The 16,588-nt window shown below is 68.0% G+C and carries 17 protein-coding genes; 8 read left to right on the forward strand and 9 right to left on the reverse strand.

All coding sequences use genetic code 11. The features are described 5' to 3' along the window. Positions 1 to 65: 65 nt before the first annotated feature. From WOA58_RS04935 to WOA58_RS04950, 4 genes are all read right to left on the reverse strand, one after another. Complete coding sequence (locus WOA58_RS04935) at positions 66 to 419, reverse strand: hypothetical protein (RefSeq protein WP_340603048.1); 354 nt, start codon at positions 417 to 419, stop codon at positions 66 to 68. 159 nt (positions 420 to 578) lie between these two features. Further along, a complete protein-coding gene (locus tag WOA58_RS04940) occupies positions 579 to 1,514 on the reverse strand; it encodes a thiamine pyrophosphate-dependent enzyme (protein ID WP_340603049.1) in 936 nt (311 codons plus the stop codon). 4 nt (positions 1,515 to 1,518) lie between these two features. Further along, a complete protein-coding gene (locus WOA58_RS04945) occupies positions 1,519 to 3,423 on the reverse strand; it encodes a 2-oxoacid:acceptor oxidoreductase subunit alpha (RefSeq protein ID WP_340603050.1) in 1,905 nt (634 codons plus the stop codon). Between the two features lie 123 nt (positions 3,424 to 3,546). Continuing rightward, a complete protein-coding gene (locus tag WOA58_RS04950) occupies positions 3,547 to 4,263 on the reverse strand; it encodes a DICT sensory domain-containing protein (protein ID WP_340603051.1) in 717 nt (238 codons plus the stop codon). Positions 4,264 to 4,455: 192 nt separating this feature from the next. Between WOA58_RS04950 and WOA58_RS04955 the strand changes: the two genes are divergently transcribed. After that, a complete protein-coding gene (locus tag WOA58_RS04955) occupies positions 4,456 to 4,665 on the forward strand; it encodes a DUF7511 domain-containing protein (RefSeq protein ID WP_340603052.1) in 210 nt (69 codons plus the stop codon). A 281-nt stretch (positions 4,666 to 4,946) separates the two neighbouring features. On the opposite strand, the gene WOA58_RS04960 is transcribed toward WOA58_RS04955, so the two are convergent. From WOA58_RS04960 to aroA, 3 genes are all read right to left on the reverse strand, one after another. Further along, positions 4,947 to 5,099: a C2H2-type zinc finger protein gene (locus WOA58_RS04960; RefSeq protein ID WP_340603053.1), complete on the reverse strand. Its 153-nt coding sequence runs from the start codon at positions 5,097 to 5,099 to the stop codon at positions 4,947 to 4,949. A gap of 146 nt (positions 5,100 to 5,245) precedes the next feature. Beyond that, on the reverse strand, positions 5,246 to 6,451 hold the full coding sequence (aroC, locus tag WOA58_RS04965) for a chorismate synthase (RefSeq protein ID WP_340603054.1): 1,206 nt from the start codon (positions 6,449 to 6,451) through the stop codon (positions 5,246 to 5,248). Continuing rightward, complete coding sequence (aroA, locus tag WOA58_RS04970; protein WP_340603055.1) at positions 6,448 to 7,767, reverse strand: 3-phosphoshikimate 1-carboxyvinyltransferase; 1,320 nt, start codon at positions 7,765 to 7,767, stop codon at positions 6,448 to 6,450. Before aroA ends, aroC begins: the two co-directional genes overlap by 4 nt. Positions 7,768 to 7,845: 78 nt before the next feature. Between aroA and WOA58_RS04975 the strand changes: the two genes are divergently transcribed. The 7 genes from WOA58_RS04975 (at position 7,846) to surE (ending at position 14,448) form a co-directional block, all read left to right on the forward strand. Next, entirely contained in the window at positions 7,846 to 8,271 is a 426-nt protein-coding gene (locus WOA58_RS04975; protein WP_340603056.1) for a hypothetical protein, read from the forward strand. A gap of 43 nt (positions 8,272 to 8,314) precedes the next feature. Beyond that, positions 8,315 to 9,256 (forward strand): ABC transporter ATP-binding protein, encoded by a 942-nt coding sequence (locus WOA58_RS04980; RefSeq protein WP_340603057.1) that lies wholly within the window; start codon positions 8,315 to 8,317, stop codon positions 9,254 to 9,256. Beyond that, positions 9,249 to 10,046: an ABC transporter permease gene (locus WOA58_RS04985; protein ID WP_340603058.1), complete on the forward strand. Its 798-nt coding sequence runs from the start codon at positions 9,249 to 9,251 to the stop codon at positions 10,044 to 10,046. Before WOA58_RS04980 ends, WOA58_RS04985 begins: the two co-directional genes overlap by 8 nt. Positions 10,047 to 10,091: 45 nt before the next feature. Next, on the forward strand, positions 10,092 to 11,246 hold the full coding sequence (locus WOA58_RS04990) for a Xaa-Pro peptidase family protein (RefSeq protein WP_340603059.1): 1,155 nt from the start codon (positions 10,092 to 10,094) through the stop codon (positions 11,244 to 11,246). A gap of 243 nt (positions 11,247 to 11,489) precedes the next feature. Beyond that, complete coding sequence (locus WOA58_RS04995; RefSeq protein ID WP_340603060.1) at positions 11,490 to 12,227, forward strand: prephenate dehydrogenase/arogenate dehydrogenase family protein; 738 nt, start codon at positions 11,490 to 11,492, stop codon at positions 12,225 to 12,227. Continuing rightward, positions 12,224 to 13,642: a small ribosomal subunit Rsm22 family protein gene (locus WOA58_RS05000; protein ID WP_340603061.1), complete on the forward strand. Its 1,419-nt coding sequence runs from the start codon at positions 12,224 to 12,226 to the stop codon at positions 13,640 to 13,642. Before WOA58_RS04995 ends, WOA58_RS05000 begins: the two co-directional genes overlap by 4 nt. A gap of 35 nt (positions 13,643 to 13,677) precedes the next feature. After that, complete coding sequence (surE, locus tag WOA58_RS05005; protein WP_340603062.1) at positions 13,678 to 14,448, forward strand: 5'/3'-nucleotidase SurE; 771 nt, start codon at positions 13,678 to 13,680, stop codon at positions 14,446 to 14,448. Here the strand turns inward: surE and WOA58_RS05010 are convergent. Both WOA58_RS05010 and WOA58_RS05015 read right to left on the reverse strand, forming a co-directional pair. Continuing rightward, a complete protein-coding gene (locus tag WOA58_RS05010) occupies positions 14,445 to 14,948 on the reverse strand; it encodes a J domain-containing protein (RefSeq protein WP_340603063.1) in 504 nt (167 codons plus the stop codon). The genes surE and WOA58_RS05010 overlap by 4 nt on opposite strands. A 42-nt stretch (positions 14,949 to 14,990) precedes the next feature. Continuing rightward, complete coding sequence (locus WOA58_RS05015; RefSeq protein WP_340603064.1) at positions 14,991 to 16,574, reverse strand: BCCT family transporter; 1,584 nt, start codon at positions 16,572 to 16,574, stop codon at positions 14,991 to 14,993. Positions 16,575 to 16,588: the final 14 nt, after the last annotated feature.

The raw sequence follows: 16,588 nt of genomic DNA on the forward strand, positions 1-16,588 counted from the left end.
TCTATCAAACCACTATCCGAAGAGCGGAAAAGAGATAAGAAAAGAGATCATGAGCGGACAGGAAACTATACGCTGAACTGATCGATCCGTTCTGGCACACCGTTGTGCGGGTAATGAGTCACCCTGAGGAGCGTTGGTTTCCGCTCGAACGCGATCTCGCTTTTATAGTGTGTCTCCACCCTGCAATCGTTCTCCGTCTCCTCCGTTGTGAAGGTTTGTATCTCGGCGATAGCAATTCCTTCGGCGTTCTCATTCAGCGACGTGTATATCAAGAGACTCAGCGCGTCGTTCATACTCCCTGTTTCGATCATCCCTCTCAGCACGACTGTCTCACCCTCAACGACTATCTCGACGGACTGTTGTCGGTCGGACGAGCAGGCTCTACTGGTCGCTTCGATCGTACTGGATTCGACCTCCACGGATCGGTCGTTGTTCTCTCCTAAGCATCCCGATACGAACACGGCTGCGACACCAGCCGACGTCAGAAACGACCGTCTTGAAATAACACGGTCTCCTATCACCTGTAAATATCCAGAACGAAGAGAAATAAGTACTATGGGGCTAAAAAAGCGTGCCCGCTACCTGTGCCGGTCGAGCAGGTCGTAGCTACGCTCCCACTCGTAGTCGTCGTCGAAGTACCGCTCGGCGAGCGGTTCCTCCGGCATCTCGCCGATCTCCTGTTTCTCCTGCTGGTAGGAGGGGCGGTCCTCGTCGACGTAGAACCGGCCCGTCAGCACCGTCCCCTCCTTGAGGACGTTCTCGGCCTCGTACATCATGTCCTGGGCCTCGTCGCGCTCGTTGACGTCGAAGTCGTAGTCGTCGGACTCCTGAACGTCGACGTACGGGACGTACTGCTTCGCGTCCTTGTTCCAGGTCGGACACTGGGTGAGGAAGTCGATGTGCGCGAAGCCGTCGTGCTCCATCGCCTCCTTCAGGATCTCCTTGGCCTGGTTGGGGTTCACGGCGGCGGTCCGGGCGACGTAGCTCGCACCCGACGTGAGCGACAGTGACAGCGGGCGGATGGGATCCTTCGCCGAGCCGGAGGGCTGGGTCTTGGACTTGTGGCCCTTCGGGCTGGTGGGCGAGGTCTGGCCCTTCGTCAGGCCGAAGATCTCGTTGTTGAACACGATGTAGGTCATGTCGTGGTTCTCCCGGGCGGTGTGCATGAAGTGGTTCCCGCCGATCCCGTAGCCGTCGCCGTCGCCGCCGGCGGCGATCACTTCGAGGCCGGGGTTCGCGAGCTTCGCGGCCCGCGCCACCGGCAGCGAGCGCCCGTGGATCGTGTGAAAGCCGTAGGAGTCGAGGTAGCTGTTGAGCTTGCCCGAACAGCCGATCCCCGTACAGAGCAGCGTCTCCTCGGGGGTCCGGCCCACTTCGGGCAGGGCTTGTTTCAGCGCCTTGAGCACGCCGAAGTCACCACAGCCAGGACACCACGTCGGCTGGGGCTCGATGCCGGGCGTGAACTCCTCGCGGTCGATATCTCGTTCCTCTCCGATTGCGTTGAATGCACTCATTGTTTTAGTCGCTTACCGCTGGTTCGAGTCTGGTGTTCGCGCTCGGTGCCTCGGTCCCACCCGCTATTTGGATCTCGAACCCTTCAACGATTTCGGCGGGTTCGAACGGGTTGCCGTCGTATTTCAGCAGGCTGGTCAGCTTCTCGCCGAACTGGCCGAGCTCGCGCTGGGTGAGCCCGCGGAACTGGGCCGTGGCGTTCATCTCGACGACCAGCGCCTCGTCGACGCTCTCGAGGAACTCGGTGACCTCCTTCTCGGCGAACGGCATCAGGTCGCTGACGCCGATCGCCTTCACCGAGTGACCCTCGTCGTTGAGCCGCTCGACGGCCTCCTTGACCGCGCCCTGGCTCGATCCCCAGGTGACGATGCCGTAGTCGGCCTCGTCGGGCCCGAAGTAGGTCTGATGGGACGTCTCGGGGTCGTGGTCGAGGCGCTCCCGGATGGACTCGAGCTTCTTCATCCGCAGGTCCATCTGCGTGACGCGGTTGTCGGGGTCCTCCTCGATGTGGCCCGACTCGTTGTGCTCGTTGCCGGTCACGAGGAAGCGCCCCCCCTTCTGGCCGGGCAGCGAGCGCGGCCGGACGCCGTCGTCGTTGGGGTCGTCGTGGCTGAAGCGCTGGAACTTGCCCGTCGGGTCGTGCGGGGCGTCCTCGAGTTCGGCCTCGGTGAGCGTCGGACCCAGCGACGGGTTGGGCTCCTGATCGAAGGCGCTCTCGGGGACGTTCTGGTTCTCGCCCGAGAGCTTCTGATCGATGACGACGATGGCCGGGATCTGGTAGTCGTAGGCCATCTCGAACGCCGCCCGGGTCTGCTCGTAGGCCTCCTGGGGCGTTCCGGGCGCGAAGACGACGCGGTTGGAGTCGCCCTGGCTCGTATAGAGGACGTGTTCGAGGTCGCCCTGTTCGGGCTTGGTGGGAAGCCCCGTCGAGGGGCCCGCACGCATCGCCTCGACCAGCACGATCGGCGTCTCGCTCATCTCCGCGAGGCCGAGCGGTTCGCTCATCAGGGCGAACCCGCCGCCCGAGGAGCCGGACATCGCCTTGACGCCGGCGTGGCTCGCGCCGAGCGCCAGCGCCGCGGCGGCGATCTCGTCCTCGACCTGCTCGGAGATCCCCCCGAACTTCGGCAGGTGCTGGGACATGATCGTGAAGACGTCGGTCCAAGGGGTCATCGGGTAGCCCGCGATGAACCGACAGCCCTCGTCGAGCGCGCCGTAGGCGACGCCGTTCGACCCGGAAACGAGCACCTGCTCCTCGTCGTGCTCGCCCGTCGGGACCCGGAGGTCGTGCTCGAACTCGTAGTCCTCGACCATCATGTCGTAGGCCTCATGCAGGATGGTGAGGTTGGGCTCGAGGATCTTCTCCGGCATCGCGCTCTCCATCAGGTTCTCGATCTCGTCGAGATCCATCTCGAGCAGCGCCGCGGTGGCGCCGACGCCGGCCGTGTTGCGCATGACCTCGCGGCCGTGTTCGCGGGCCATGCTCCGGAGGTCGAGGTCGAAGACGTGCCAGTCGTTCTCCTCGGCGCGCTCCTCGAAGTCGGGGACGTCCTCGACGTCGATCAGCCCCGAATCGTAGATGATGATGCCACCCTCGCGGAGGTCGTCGAGGTTCTCGCTGAGGGGTTTGACCTCCTCCTCGCCGTAGTAGGCGTGGTCCTGTGGGTTGCGAGCGAACGAGTCGCCGAGCGCCAGCAGGAAGTTATAGCCGTCCCCCCGCGAGCTGACCGGCTCGTCGCTCGCGCGGATCTCGACGTAGGTGTGCCCGCCCCGGATCCGCGATGGGTAGTGTCGGTGCGTGAATACGTTGAGCCCCGATCGCATCAGGGCCTTCGCGAAGTTCTGGCTCGTCGAATCGATCCCGTCCCCGGAACCACCAGCGATTCGCCAGATGAGTTCGTTATCAGCCATATGTGAAGTCCCGGCCCGTGTGGGCCATTGACGCCACTTCGCCGTGAGTGAAGTAAAGCCTTTGCCATCCATTAGCAAGGATCGATAATGAAGGATGCGCGACGCCATCGGCCGGTTTCGGGGTCAGCCGGTGTCAGGGCGGGCGTACGTCGAGGAGAGGTGATCGATCACGTAATCGACCGTGTCGGGATCGTAGGTCCAGAAACCGTAGAACGCCCGCGGTGATCGCTCCTCGGCGAGCAGGGCACACTTCTTCCGGTCGGTCCCGCCGCCGTCGAACGCGACACACCAGACGGACGCGACCTCGTCGCTCTCGTCGAGATGAACGGAGAAATCGGCCCCCTGAGGGGCCTCCACGTCCGGTATCGCGTAGGTGTGGATCGCCAGCCCGTCGCGCCGTGCGAGTGCGTTGTAGACGTCGAGCTGGGTCCGGAGCGTCGAGAGCCGCTGGAAGCCCGCGTGGAGCTCGCCCCGGCCGACCCGCCAGGCCCGGTCCTCGATCTCGCGGGAGGCCGCGAGCATCTCCCGGTGGCCGTAGGAGGTGAACAGCGTCTCGTCGAGATGATCGAGGATCGGCCGGTAGGGATCGCCGCCGAAGCCCGCCCGTTCCGATCCGGACCGTGCGAGCAGCTCGTCGATCCCGACGGCCGTGAGGAACTCCCCCTCGTGGCCGAGGACGACGAACCGGTCCGGCCCCGTCTCGACCGTCCCCGATTCGACGACGAGGTTCCTGTCCGCGAACCGTTCGCGTAACTCCCCGACCGTGTCCCCGTCGGTGTTGTAGACGGTCAGGGTCTTCTCGTGGGCCTCGACCCCCGAGATGAGTTCGGTGAGTGACATTCCGTACCGGCCCAAACGGCGGCGGCGACTTAGCGGTTGTCCCCTCCGCTCGGGTCTCACGGATCCGTCCCCCCGATCTCCCCGACCGACGCCGCCACCCTGCCGCAAGTATTAATAATTACGGGCATGGAGTTATTATCGCCGTAGCGCATCGACGCGCGATCGCGAAGCGACCACCGCCGACTCAGCCACGTGAGCGAAACAGAACCCATCATCGACGGCCACCGTATCGACCCGGACGACCACTACCCGCCGATCGAATGTCGATCGATCGTCGAGACGTGTGAGGGGCGTCCAGACGAGTGTACGATCTTCCCGCTGGTCGCGGAGGAGCCGCTGGGAACGACCGAGTGGATCACCGCACGGGAGGGCTCGTACGTCGCGATGGAGGAGATGCTGTGAGACGACCACCGATGCGTGACCGACGGCGTCGAGGCGTATCGAGCGAACGGACAGGGGAGACGGACGCGTTCGGGAAACCACGACTCAACCCATGAGCACCAACGGGACGTTTCAACGGGCGGGGAAGAAGGACGTGAGCAGGGCGCGACGAACTGGCGGGACTCGCCGACGACACCGCCATCGAGCCGCCGCTGCGCGATCGGGCGTCGGAGCTCGCCTGACTCGAGGACGCTCCCGCTCGGCGCGTCGCGCGACGAACGTCGAAAAAGGCCCTCGTCCCCTCAGTGCGATCCGTGGATGTGCTCCCGGAGCCCGTCCACGTCGTCGAACTGCTCGTCACACTCCGCACAGGTGTTGTGGTGCAGGCCGACGTGCTGGCTGATCGCCGCTGCCGATCCGAACTCCGCGTCACAGCTGGAACAGGTGTATCCCATTTCGTTATTAACTCAGGACCGAGAGCATAAAAAGACTTGTTAAGAGGTGCGCGAGTCGAGATACTAATTAATAGTTACAGCACCGGTAGCAGTTGTTAACTGCCGGCTGAACGTCCCGCCCGGAGCGGGGACGGGGCGCCGATCCGCTACTCGTTGTCGGGGCTGCGCGGGTGGTAGCCGGTGTCGTACTCACCGGCTTGCCCGTCCAGTCGGTCGGGGTTGATCCTCCCCCCGAGGAGCATGAAGTCGATGATCGTCAGCGCGCACATCGCCTCGACGACCGGGACGCCGCGGGGCGGCAGGACGGGGTCGTGGCGGCCGATCACCTGCACCTGTTTCTCCTCGCCCGTCTCCCAGTCGACCGTGGTCTGCTCTTTGGGGATCGAGGTCGGGGCATGCAGCGTCACCTCGCCGGTGATCGGCTGGCCAGTAGAGATCCCGCCCTGGATTCCGCCGTGGTCGTTGCCGACGGGGACGGGGTCACCCCGCGCTCGCGGGTCGCTTCGCTCCCCGCTCGTCCCCTCCGAGGCGGTGGCCTCGCTGTCGTCGAACTCCCAGTCCTCGTTTCGCTCCGAGCCCGAGTACTCGCTGGCCTCCTTTCCGAGCCCGAACTCGAAAGCGGTCGTCGCCGGCACGCTCATCATCGCCTGCCCGAGCCGAGCGGGAAGCGAGTCGAAGCGGGGCGCGCCGAGTCCTCTGGGAGCGCCGCGGATCTCGAACTCGATCGATCCGCCGATCGAGTCGCCCGCCCCCTGGTACTCCTCGATCAGCTCCTGCATCTCCCGAGCTATCTCGGGATCGCCACACCGGACGTCGTTCTCCTCGCTGTGCTCGAGCATCTCCTCGAAGCTCACGCCCTCGGCCTCGACGCTTCCGATCCGGTTGACGTGGGCCTTGATCTCGACGCCCTGGGCCGCGAGGATCTTCTTCGCGATCGCGCCCGCCGCGACCCAGTTGACGGTCTCGCGCGCGGAGGAACGCCCGCCGCCGCCCCAGTTGCGCGTGCCGAACTTCGCCGAGTAGGTGAAGTCGCCGTGGGAGGGTCGGGGCGCGGTGATAAAGGGCTCGTACTTGCCGGACTGGGCGTCCTTGTTCTCGATGACCATCCCGATGGGGGTCCCGGTGGTGTAGCCGTCCTGTATGCCGCTCTTGATCGAGACGGCATCGGCCTCGCCCCGGCTCGTGGTGATCATCGACTGGCCGGGCTTTCGCCGGTCGAGGTCGCCCTGAATGTCCTCCTCAGAGAGTTCGAGGCCCGCGGGACAGCCGGAGACGGTGCAGCCCATCGCCTCGCCGTGGCTCTCGCCGAAGGTCGTCACCTGGAACAGCCTGCCGAACGAGTTCCCGTTCATTGTTCCTCGATGGCGGCCCCGAGGTCATAAAGCACGTCGAAGAAGTCCGGGAACGAGACGTCGACGTGTTCGGCGCCCCGAACCGTCGTCTCGCCCTCGGCGACCAGCCCCGCGAGCGAGAGCGCCATGATTATCCGGTGGTCGTCGTGGCCCTCGACGGTTGCCCCCGACAGCTCCGACTCGTCGCCGTGGATCACGAGCTCGTCCTCGTGCTCGGTGACGCTCGCACCCATCTTCCCCAGCTCGTCGGCCATCGCGCTCACGCGGTCGGTCTCCTTGTAGCGGACGTGCTCGCAGTCGGTGATCCGCGTCTCGCCGTTCGCCACAGCCCCCAGCGTCGCGATCGTCGGCAGGAGGTCGGGCGTGTCGCCGACGTCTACCTCCACGCCCGATAGATCGCTTTTCGAGGCTTCGATCGTCCCCTCCTCGCGGTCCCATTCCACGTCCCCGCCCATGCGCTCGACGATCTCGACGATCGCGGTGTCGCCCTGCGCGCTCGGCTTGGCACCGCGGACCGTCAACCCCTCCTCGGCGGCCAGCACGCCCGCCGCCAGCAGGTAGGAGATCGACGAGAAGTCGCCGGGGACGCGGTACTCGCCGCCCTCGGGCTCGTAGGACTGGTTTCCGGGGACCCGAAAGCCCGACGCGCCCGCCGAGCGGACCTCGCCGCCGTCGGCACCCACGGGTTCGGCCTCGACCCCGAACTCCGCGAGGAGTTCGAGCGTGATGTCGACGTAGGGCGCGGATTTGAGTTCGGTCTCGAGCTCGATCTCGATCCCCTCCTCGGCCACTGCGCCGGCCATCAGCAGCGCGGTGATGTACTGTGAGGAGACGTCACCGGGGATCGAGACCTCGCCACCCGGGATCGGCCCGCCGATCACCAGCGGTGCCTGCCCGTTGTGGCGGGTGCTCTCGGCCCGGCCGCCCAACCCCCCGATGGCGTCGAGAAGCGGGCCCTGCGGGCGCGAGCGGAGCGAGTCGTCGCCGGTGAGGACGGTGAGGCCGTCGGCGAGCGCGGCAGTCCCCGTAACCAGTCGCATCGTCGTGCCGCTGTTCGCGCAGTCGATGACGTCGTCGGGCACGTCGGGCCTACCTGCAAAGCCCTCGACCGCGAGACCGTCGTCCGATTCGCTCACGTCGCCGCCGAAGGCCTCGACCGCGCGGGCGGTCGCGTGCGGGTCGGCGCTGTCGAGCGGTTCCCTGACCAGCGCGCCGTCGGCGTAGCCCGCCGCCAGGATCGCTCTGTGAGTGTAGCTCTTCGAGGGCGGGGCCCGCGCGGACCCGCGGAGCGAGGAAGGCGTGATCGTGACGTCCATGCGCGGGGCGAGGTCCCCCCGTCGTATCACAGTACCGATGGCGACAACGCCAAGGCCGTCGGCGCGTAGATCGGACCAATGGCGTCGGACCCCCGGACGATCCGCTCGATCGCCGTCACCGCCGAGGACGCCGTCTCGGCCTACGAGGCGAGCGAGCGAAGCGCCACGCGCCCCGTCCTGCGGATCACCCCGCCGTTCAACGGGCGGATGCGCGCCCGACTCCACCTGCCCGGCGACGCGAACGAGGGATCGGAGGCGATCCACCTCCGGCCGGCCGACCTCTTCGACCCCGAACGGCTCCCGCCCTACCCCGAGCCCGCCGACACCGAATCCGAGATCCGCGACGATCCCGATCTCGATTACTCGACGGAGCTCCACCACGATCGCCACGTCGAACGGGTCGAGGAGTGGCGCGAGCGCGCGAGGGGGGCGTTCGTCGAGACGGTCGAACTCGATACCTCGGAGGGCCCCCATCGGATCGAGGTGAAGGTACTCGGCCGGTGAATCGCCGGAACGGCTATTCGTCGGGCGCGATATCCTTCACGGCATGCCGACGATCGAATGCGAGGGGCTGACGAAGCGTTACGGGGACGTGGTCGGCGTCGACTCGCTCTCCTTTGCGGTCGAGGAGGGCGAGGTCTTCGGCTTCCTCGGCCCCAATGGTGCGGGAAAGACGACGACCATCCGCACCCTGCTGGGGCTGCTCTCGCCGACCGAGGGCACCGCGCGGGTGCTCGGGGCCGAGGTCACCGACGAGGGCGCGCTGATCGAGGCCAAACGGCGGATCGGCTACCTGCCCGCCCATCTGGGCTTCGACGAGGGTCTCACCGGAGAGCGAGTGCTCGATCACCACGCCGCGATCAAAGGCGACGAGCGCCGCGGGGAGCTGCTCGAGCTGTTCGACCCGCCCCTGGAGCGGGCGATCCGCGAGTACTCGACGGGCAACGAGCGGATGCTCGGGATCGTCCAGGCGTTCATGCACGACCCCGACCTGGTGATCATGGACGAACCGACCTCGGGGCTCGACCCGCTCAAACAGGAGCGCTTCCACGAGTTCATCCGGGCCGAGCGCGAGCGGGGGACGACGGTCTTCTTCTCCTCGCACGTCCTGAGCGAGGTCCGCCAGGTCTGTGACCGGGTCGGGATCCTTCGGGAGGGCCGGCTCGTCGCGCTCGAGGACGTCGACGACCTGCTGAGCCGCGGCGGCAAGCGGGTGCGGGTCCGGCTGGCCGATCCCGTTTCCCGGGCCGCCTTTACGATCGAGGGGATGGTCGGCGTCGAGCCCATCGCCGACGGCTTTCGCTTCACCTACACCGGCGAGTACAACGCGCTGCTTCGCCACCTCGCCGAGCACGACGTGATCGACGTCGAGATCGGCGAGCCGCCCCTGGAGGACGTGTTCATGCATTACTACGGGGAGGTCGACGCGGAAACGGCGGAGGAGGGAGCCGCCGGATCCGTTACTGAACTGGAGGGCGCGGATGCTTGAGATCGCCCGCTACGAGGCCGGCAAGCGGGCCAAGGGGACGGCCGCGCTGACCGCGGGGATCGCCGTCCTCGCGCTCGTGTTCGTGGCGTTCTTCCCGTCACTGGCGGGCGCCGACGTCGACATCGACGCCATGCTCGAGGCCTACCCGCCGGCGGTCCAGGAGGCGTTCGGGATCGCCACCCTCAGCACGATCGAGGGATTCCTCGCCGTCGAGATCTACCAGTTCGTCTGGCTGCTCCTGCTCGGCCTCTACTTCGCCTACAGCGCCGGCGGGCTGATCGCGGAGGACGTCGAGCGCGACCGGATGGACCTCACCCTCTCGCTGCCGGTCTCGCGCTCGCGCGTGCTCGTCGAGAAGTTTCTGTCCCTCCTGGTCCCGATCCTCGCGCTCAACCTCGTCGTCCCGGTGGTCGTCTTCGCCGGCGTGCTGGCGATCGGCGAGTCGATCGACCCCGTCGACCTGGCGATGGTCCACGCGCTGTCGATCCCGTATCTACTGGCCTGCGCGGCGATCGGCCTCCTGCTGTCGGTGCTCGCGAGCCGCGCGGACGTCGCGCGCCGGATCGCCATCGCCGCCGTCTTCGTTCTCTTCCTGATCGAGTCGGTCGCCGCGAGCACCGACGGCTTCGAGGCGGCCGGCTACCTCAGCCCGACCCACTACTACGACCCGACGGCGGTCCTCGTCGAGGGCAGCTACGACCTCGCGGGCGCGGCCGTGCTGCTCGTCGTGACCGTCCTCCTCGTATTCCTCGCCCGGTTCCGGTTCGCGCGGGCGGACATTGGCGCGTAGCCCGCGAGATCGACCGTTTATTGTCCTCCGTGACCCAGCGGAGGTATGGACCCGGACCTCTCGGAACTCGATTCGTTTCTCGATAGCGACGGCTACCTGATCGACGACGACTCCGCGGACTCCGACCAGCGATACCTCTCGGGGTTCGACGCCCACGACCCGTTCTTCACCCTCTATGACGGCGAAAACGGCGAGACGCACCTGCTCGTCTCCGGACTCGAGTACGGTCGCGCACGGAAGGAGAGCCGCGCCGACTCGGTCTCGCGCTATTCGGACTACGACTACCAGTACGGCTCGACGGAGGAACGCCACCGGATGCTCGCCGATTTCCTCGCGGACCACGACGTCTCCTCGCTGGCCGTCCCCGCGCGGTTCCCGCTCGCGACCGCCGACGGCCTCCGCGAGCGCGATATCGAGGTCGCGGCCGAGACCGACGACGTGCTCACGACCATCCGCGCAGTGAAAACCGACGCGGAGGTCGACCACATCAGGGAGGCCCAGCGCGCCAACGAGCGGGCGATGGAGCGCGCCGAGACCCTCCTGCGGGAGGCGACCGTCGAGGACGGCCTGCTGGTCCACGACGGCCGCGAGCTGACCAGCGAGCGGGTCCGGAGGGAGATCGAGATCGAGCTGCTGGAACGGGACCACGCGCTCGACGAGACGATCGTCGCCTGTGGACCGGACGCCGCCGACCCCCACGATCGAGGCAGCGGCCCGCTTCGCCCGAACGAAACGATCGTGATCGATATCTTCCCGAAGAGCAAGGAGTCGAACTACCACGCCGACATGACCCGGACGTTCTCGGTCGGCGAGCCCGCCGAGACGGCCCGCGAGTGGTACGAGCTCACCGCCGAAGCGAAGGGCGCCGCCCTCGACGCGATCGAGCCCGGCGCAACGGGAGAGGACGTCCACGACGCGGTCTGTGACGTCTACGAGGAGGCGGGCCTGCCCACCCTCAGGGACGACCCCTCGACGGAGACGGGGTTCATCCACTCGACGGGCCACGGGATCGGGCTCGACGTCCACGAGCTCCCCCGCCTCGCGCCCGGCGGCGAGGAGCTGGAGCCCGGCCACGTCATCACCGTCGAACCCGGCCTCTACGACCCCGAGGTCGGTGGCGTTCGAATAGAGGACCTCGTGGTCGTCACCGAATCGGGGTACGAAAACCTCACCGACTATCCCGAGGAGTTCGTGCTCTGAGGGATTCGTCGATCGTCGTACCCATCTTTATGGACTGTCGAACCGAGGATTCGGTATGAACTGTCCGGAGTGCGAGGTCCGGCTGGCGAACGTCCAGGGCTATCGGACCTGTCCCGTGTGCGGCTACGTCAGACCCCGCGGGCAGTCGCCGCCGAGCGCGTAACGATCGGTTCTCCGGCGCTCGCGACGGGAGAGCGGCGCGTATGCCAACGCCTTTTTCCCCGGGCGGAGAAGGGGGCTCCGATGGACGTACTGATCGTCGGCGCGGGGACGATGGGGCGCTGGTTCGGCGGGGTAGTCGGGGGCCCCGACACGGATGTGGCGTTCGTCGACCGCGAACAAGGGGCCGCCCGCGAGGCCGCCGCGACGGTCGGCGGGCGGGCGGTCGATTACGAGACGGCCGAGCGCTTCGACCTGATCTGTCTGGCGGTCCCGATCCCGGCCGTCGAGCGTGCGATCGCCCTGCATGCCCCGCTCGCGGACCGGGCGATCGCCGACGTCAGCGGCGTCATGCGCGCGCCGGTCGCCGCGATGGAGGCCCACGCCCCCGAGCGCGAGCACGTCAGCCTCCACCCGCTGTTCTCGCCCGGGAACGCCCCCGGGAACGTCCCGATCGTCGCCGACGAGGGGCCCGTCGCCGACTGGCTCCGCGAGCGCCTCGAGACGGCCGGCAACGGCCTCGTCGAGACCACCCCCGAGGAGCACGACGCGGCCATGGAGACGATCCAGACGAAGGCCCACGCGGCGGTGCTGGCCTACGCGCTCGCCGCCGACGAGGTGCCCGAGGGGTTCGAGACGCCCGTCTCGCGCGGGCTCGACGGGCTCGTCGAAGCGGTGACCGGCGGCAACCCGACCGTCTACGCCGACATCCAGTCGACGTTCCCCGGCGCCGACGACGTCGCCGACGCCGCGACCGACGTCGCCGAGGCCGATCGAGAGGGGTTCGAGGCGCTCTATCGCGAGGCCGGGGCGGGAGAATGAGCCGGCAGGCGATCCTCGACGTCGCGAAGTACCTCCGGAACGTCCGCCCGATCGACCCCGAGGAGCTGGTCGAGTACGTCGAGGGCGGCGCCCATCCCGCGGTCGCCCGCCAGACACTCCGCGAGGAGGCCCTCGATCTCGGGCTGTACGAACGTGAGGACGGCACGTTCGTCCCCGCGGACGACGACCCCATCGAGCCGGACTTCGACGGGGTGAGCGCCATCCCCGACCGCTACCTCGACCGGCTCGAGGAGCTGCTGGTCGAGCGCTTCGGCCCCGAGTGGGCCGACGGCGAGAGCAGCGCCACCCTCCGGACCGAGATCCGCCGGCTCAAGGAGCGCTACTACCGCCAGCACCCCGTCGAGTACGACGAGACCGCGGCGCTCGGCTACGCGATCTACCACCTCCCCGACTACTACGCGGCCACCCAGTACGCGCTCGACGAGCTGGGTTCGCGGGGGCTGCTCCCCTCGACGCTCCGGGTGCTCGACGTGGGTGCGGGCGTCGGCGGCCCGGCGCTCGGCCTCGCCGACTACGCGGAGGGCGCGCTCGTCGAGTACCACGCCGTCGAGCCGAGCGCGGGCGCCGACGTATTGGAGACCCTGCTCGCGGAGAGCCCGCGGAACTTCCACCCGACGATCCACCGCGAGACCGCGGAGGCGTTCGAGCCACCTGGCCAGTTCGACCTCGTGCTGTTCGCGAACGTGCTGGTCGAGCTCTCGGAGCCCGCGGCGGTGCTGAAACGGTATCTCACACACCTTGTTTCCGATGGATCGCTGCTCGCGCTCTCGCCGGCCGACAGGAACACCGCGACCGGTCTGCGGGAGGTCGAACACGAGGTCGCCGACGGCTCGGAGTACACGGTCTTCGCGCCGACGCTGCGGCTGTGGCCCGGCCGCGAGCCGACCGACCACGGCTGGTCGTTCGATCGCAAGCCCGACCTCCGGGTACCCGAGTTCCAGCGCCGCCTCGACGAGGGCGAGCGCGCCGCGGTCGAGCACGGCGAGCGTGACTCGGCGACCGGCGAGTTCACCAACGTCGACGTGCAGTACGCCTACTCGATCCTCCGGCGCGACGGACGACGGCGCCTCGACGCGACCGCCGACTCCGATCGCTTCGCGCCGTTCGAGGGGAGCGAGGTCCGCGTCACCGACCGGGTCGACTGCATCGCGGTCAAGCTCAGCGGCTCGCTCTCGGAGCCGGGTGCCAACCCGCTGTTCCTGCTGGGCGACGGCAGCCAGTCCGAAAGCCACTACGCCGTCCTCACCCGTGAGACGTCGCTCAACCGCCCGCTGCTGGAGGCGGGCTACGGCGATGTCCTGATCTTCGAATCGGTCCTCGTGCTCTGGAACGACGACGAGGGGGCCTACAACCTCGTGGTCGACGAGGAGACGGTCGTCGACCGGGTCGGATAACGGCACTTTTCGTCCCCGGCGTCCGAGTCGGGGGTATGGACACCGACCTCGAGATCCTGCTGACCAACGACGACGGGATCGACAGCCCCGGCTTCCGCGCGCTCCACGACGCGCTCTCGGAGGTGGCGAACGTCGTCGCCGTCGCGCCGGCGGACGACCAGAGCGCGGTCGGCCGGACCATGTCGAACGAGGTGAGCGTCGAGGACCACGAGCTCGGCTTCGCGATCGGGGGCACGCCGGTCGACTGTATCGTCGCGGGCCTCGAGGCGCTGGGCCCCGCGCCGGACCTCGTGGTCTCGGGCTGTAACACCGGCGCGAACCTCGGGGCCTACGTGCTGGGGCGCTCGGGCACCGTCAGCGCCGCCGTCGAGGCGGCCTTCTGTGGGGTGCCCGCGATCGCCGTCTCGCTCCACATCCCGGAAGAGGAGTGGCCCCGCGAGCCCGCCGTCGAGGAGTACGCGGAGGCCTGCCGGGCAACCAGACACCTCGTCGAGCTGGCGCCCGTCCGCGGCGTCTTCGAGCACGCCGACTACCTGAACGTCAACGCGCCGATCGCGGGCGAGGAGCCCGCGCCGATGCGGGTGACCCGCCCCTCGACGGTCTACGAGATGGCCGCGACACAGGACGGCGACTCGATCACGCTGCGCGACCTCACCTGGGAGACGCTCGGCGCGGGCGAGGTCGACGACCCCGAGGGGACCGACCGACGGGCGATCGCCGACGGCGAGGTCAGCGTCTCGCCGCTGACCGCCCCCCACACGACCGAGCACCACGAGGCGCTCGACCGGCTCGCAGACGAGTACTAGAGCGACAGCGCCGAGAGGACGATCGCCAGACAGAACAGCGCGAGGAGGACGAGCCCGGCCCGCACGAGCACCCGCCGGTAGGTCCCCAGGGCGACGGCGGCGTCGACGGGGCCGCTCGACCGATCCTGCCGCCCTCGGCGTCGGTTTCGGTCCCGCCGGCCCCGGCTTCGTCCCCGAGCACCCCGGCCGGTTCGGCGGCGCGATCCGGACCCGGATCGCCGGCGCGCATTCGACCGACGCCGGGCGTTTCGGGGGGTGTCGACCGGCCACTCCTCGCCGTCGAGGTGGCGAAGCGCGTACCGGCGGTGGCCGAGCGCGTCGTAGCGCCTTCGGCTCTCCCTATCGAGCAGCACGTCCCGGGCGGTGGTGAGCCGGCGGAACTCCCCGGCGTCGCCGCCGGCGTCGGGGTGGTGACGCTTGACCCGCTCGCGGTAGGCACGACGGATCGCCTCGGGGTCGGCGTCCGGGTCGACGCCGAGAACGTCGTACAGCGTCTCCATCCGCCGGCCACTACGGAGCGGGGCATCAAAGCCGCTCGGATGCTATCCCCCCTCCTCGTCGTCCTTGCTCGGCCGGCTGATCGCCAGGAACGGCCGCTCGCCCGGTTCCCTGTACTCCTCGCGGTAGTGGCGGCGGGCGGTGACGTAGCTCGTGTAGATCAGCACGACGAAGAAGAGCGTGAAGGGAAGCGCCATTACGGGGGAGAACGCCTCCATCGCGCTGAAGGCGGGCAGGTTGAGCGTCATGATCCCCAGCACGGTGAGCAGGGCCCCCCACCACGCCCGATTCCTGGCGTTGGGGTCCTCCTCGCCGAGGGTGATCGCGCTCAGCATGTAGACCGCCGAATCGAGCGTCGTCAGCACGTAGCCCGCCATGATCAGTACGATCATCACCCCGAGGAGGTTCCCGAAGGGCGTCAGCGTGATCGCGGTCGCGACCGCCGCGGGGATGTCCTCCTCGACGAAGGCCTCGCTCACGGGCCCGATGTACTCCGGCGCGAGCACCCAGCCGCCGATGATTCCGTGTTGCATCCAGGTCAGCAGCGTCGGCGCGGCGACCAGCGCGAGGAACGTCTCACGGATCGTCCGGCCCTTCGAGACGCGGGCGACGAAGCTCCCGACGAACAACCCCCAGGCGGCCCACCAGGCCCACCAGAAGCTCGTCCAGCTCTGGGGCCACTGTGCGCCCTCCGTGGGAGCGGTGTACAGCGCGAGCCGCGGGAGGTTGTTGAGCCAGATCCCCGTCGCGTCCAGCGTGAGGTTGAGGATGAACAGCGTCGGCCCCAGCACGAGCAGCAGGCCCGAGGTGAGCAGCATGAGCACGAAGGTGAACCGCGCGGCGTTGCGGATCCCCGCGTGGAGCCCGAGCCAGACGTCCGCGAGGAAGACCAGCCCAATGAGCGCGAACAGCCCGTAGGTGATGAGGTTCGTCTCGGCGCCGAAGACGTCGCTCAGGATCGTCGCGAGCTGCTGGGCGGTGAAGCCGAGCGTGGTCGCGAGCCCGCCGACGATGGCGATCAGCGCGGCCAGGTCGACGAGCCAGAACAGCCAGCCGTACCGTTCCCGGTCGAGGAGGACCGACATGATCGAGCTGATGCGGTAGTCGTCCCCGTCCGTGTAGGCCATCAGCCCGAAGCCGATCGCGAAGGGGAGATACCACATCGCCATCCCCGGGAACGACTCGTGGAGGAACATGAACGCGAGCGCGAGCGACTCGATCGACGCGCCCGGCACCGGCGAGGACGGCGGCGGCTCGGTGACGATCGAGATGGGCTCGCCGACCCCCCAGACGATGATCGAGCTCCCGAACCCGACGGTGAACACCATCGCGATCCAGGAGAACGTGTCGAACTCCGGTTCGACGTCCTCGCCGCCGATCCGGATCCGGCCGTATCTGGAGAACGCCATGAAGAACGTGAAAACCACCAGCACGGCGCCCAGGAGCATGAACCACCAGCCGAAGTTGAACAGCACCCAGTCGAAGGCGGTGTTGAGCGTGGTCTCAAGGAGTGAGGGGTAGAGAAGCCCCACGACGATGAGCGCCGCGAGCGCGGTGATCGTCCCGAAGAAAAAGCCCTTCGTCTCCCGGTCGGTCCCCTCGAGCCCGAACGGCTCCCATCGATCCATCTCAGGCGTCCCCG

It is taken from the genome of Halalkalicoccus tibetensis, assembly GCF_037996645.1.
Classification (GTDB): Archaea; Halobacteriota; Halobacteria; order Halobacteriales; family Halalkalicoccaceae; genus Halalkalicoccus; species Halalkalicoccus tibetensis.